This window comes from Nonomuraea aurantiaca (assembly GCF_020215705.1).
Lineage (GTDB): Bacteria > Actinomycetota > Actinomycetes > Streptosporangiales > Streptosporangiaceae > Nonomuraea > Nonomuraea aurantiaca.
Window position 1 is genome coordinate 1 of sequence record NZ_JAIWNB010000129.1, and the last position, 601, is coordinate 601.

A 601-nucleotide genomic window follows, 5' to 3' on the forward strand; every position below is an offset into this window, starting at 1 on the left:
GGACGATGGCTCCGAGCACCGCCACGCCGAGCACCGCGCCGATCTGCCGGGTGGTGCTGCTGACGCCCGAGGCGAGGCCGCCCTCCTGCGGGCTGACCGCCTGGATGGCGGCGCCGGTCAGCGGCGACATGGTGAGAGCGAACCCGATGCCGACGATCGCCAGTCGCCACCACACGTTCGCGTAGCCGGTGTCGGCGTGGACGAGGCCCAGTGCCAGCAGCCCCAGTCCGGCCAGCGTCAGGCCGATGGTGACCACGATCCGGAAGCCGTATCTGGCGGCGAGCCGGCCCGCGTACGGGCTGACGATCACCATGGCCAGCGAGGCGGGCAGCGTCCGCAGCCCGGCGACCAGGATCGAAGTGCCCTGGACGTAGACGAAGAACTGGGAGAAGAAGAACGACGACCCCATCAGCGCGAACCCCACCACGACCATCGCCGTGTTGGACACCGTGAACAGCCGCTGCCTAAACAGCCGCAGCGACAGCATCGGCGTCGACACACGACCCTCGACCACGACGAAGACGGCGAGGAGCACCAGCCCGGCGGCGAAGCTCCCCAGGATCACCGGCGAGGTCCAGCCACGCGAACCACCCTCGATCAG

General features: G+C 69.7%; 1 protein-coding gene. It reads right to left on the reverse strand.

What is annotated here, in order from left to right; translation table 11 throughout:
* Positions 1-565, reverse strand: a 565-nt coding sequence (locus tag LDL49_RS56490; protein ID WP_225303205.1) for an MFS transporter, incomplete at its 3' end; no start/stop codon positions are given.
* Positions 566-601 lie beyond the last annotated feature (36 nt).